The following is a 1,524-nucleotide window of genomic DNA, read 5'->3' as shown; positions in this document are numbered from 1 at the left end:
CGGGCGAACAGAATCGCACAAAACGGACGGCGGCGAAACAGCGCAAGATCAACGCCCTTGGGGGCTTGAAAAGGCGGGAGACGCCTCCATCTCAAGGTCAGCGCGGGCCGGAACCGGACGCGCTCACACGGCGCGGCCCCGGAGCCAGACGGACCGGACCCGCCGCATGTCGCTTCAACTGGAGGATATGCCATGCGTCAATTCGATCTCTCTCCCCTCTACCGCTCCACCATCGGTTTCGACCGTTTGTTTTCGCTGCTCGACCAGCCGGGCGCGCCGGACAATGCGGCGACGTCCTATCCGCCCTATAATATCGAGCGGACCGGCGAAAACGCCTATCGCCTGACCCTCGCGGTCGCGGGCTTCGGCGAAAGCGACCTGTCGATTGAGTCGCGCCAGAACGCCCTGACCATCAAGGGCGCGAAGGAGCCGCGCAAGGAAGGCGAGACCGGCGAAATACTCTATCAAGGCATTGCCGCGCGCGCCTTCGAGCGCCGTTTCCAGCTCGCCGACCATGTTCAGGTCACCGGCGCCCGGCTCGAAAACGGCCTGCTCCATGTCGATCTCGTCCGCGAGATCCCGGAGGCCCAGCGTCCGCGCTCCATTCCGATCGGCCGGAAAGGCGACGGCCCGGCGCCGCAGCCCGTCGAGGCGCCCAAGGCGGCCTAATACAAAGAGGAAAGAGAGCATGAACGGGCGCTTCGGCGCCCGTTTTATTGCGGCAAGGGCTCGACCTTCGGCGCGCCGGCCGGCTTGAGCGGCTTGATCGGGCTCAGCGCGGCGTCGGCCGGATCCGGCGGCTTGCGCGGCGCGGAGGCCGGCGGCGCGCCCGCCGCCGGCCCGGCGACCGGAGCGGAAGGCGATACCGCGGCCTGGCCCCTGTCGGGCGTTGGTTCTGGAAGCGGCTCCGCGCTGATCCCAGTGTCACGCGATCCATGGTCCGGCGGCGGCAAGGGCTCAACGGGCGGCGCCAGATCGCCGTCCGGCGCGCGCGACGGACGCTCCTCGCGGCGGGCGATCACGGTAATGTCCAGCACTTCGCCGCTGATCGCATCCAAAGTGAAGCGCTTGCGGTCGCCATAATCGTCGCGGCCGATCGCAACGATCTCGGAGCCGCGCAGGCGGGGCGTCCCGACCAGCCGCGCGCCCTCGCGCGCCAATACGGCGCGGACCTGCCCGGGAGACAGGGCTTGAACCGGCGCCCGCTGCGGCCGCGCGGGCTCGCCGAAGAACGGGAAGAATTGCGCCCGCGCCGGCCCCGTATCCGTCAGGCCAGCCGCCGCGCCGGCCAGACAAGCCGCGAACAGGATCGCCATGCGACGCCTTGATCCCGCGAACATCACCAGCGCCATAGGTCTCTCCGAATCCGCCACCCGCCTTCTATGCCATAAAGCCGACAGCGCGAAAATCTGCGGGGCGACAATACGGCGCGCAAAACGGCTTTTTGCCTCCAATCCATCCAGTACGACTGAAATTACGGCGCCGATTCTCAAAAAGTGAAAAAAGTTTTGCCTGCGACGCCCC

The 1,524-nt window shown here is 67.6% G+C and carries 2 protein-coding genes; one reads left to right on the top strand and one right to left on the bottom strand.

Annotated features, from left to right (window positions below; all coding sequences use genetic code 11):
- The first annotated feature begins 192 nt into the window (after positions 1–192).
- Positions 193–669, top strand: coding sequence for an Hsp20 family protein (locus ACE3S9_RS19480; protein WP_374548131.1), 477 nt, complete (start codon positions 193–195; stop codon positions 667–669).
- Between the two features lie 44 nt (positions 670–713).
- On the opposite strand, the gene ACE3S9_RS19475 is transcribed toward ACE3S9_RS19480, so the two are convergent.
- Positions 714–1,352: a hypothetical protein gene (locus tag ACE3S9_RS19475; RefSeq protein ID WP_374548130.1), complete on the bottom strand. Its 639-nt coding sequence runs from the start codon at positions 1,350–1,352 to the stop codon at positions 714–716.
- Positions 1,353–1,524 lie beyond the last annotated feature (172 nt).

Origin of the sequence: Rhodoblastus sp., assembly GCF_041915505.1 — a bacterium.
In the GTDB taxonomy this organism is placed as follows: domain Bacteria; phylum Pseudomonadota; class Alphaproteobacteria; order Rhizobiales; family Beijerinckiaceae; genus Rhodoblastus.
Note: the sequence above shows the minus strand (reverse complement) of the source record. Positions and strands in the feature narration are given on the sequence as shown.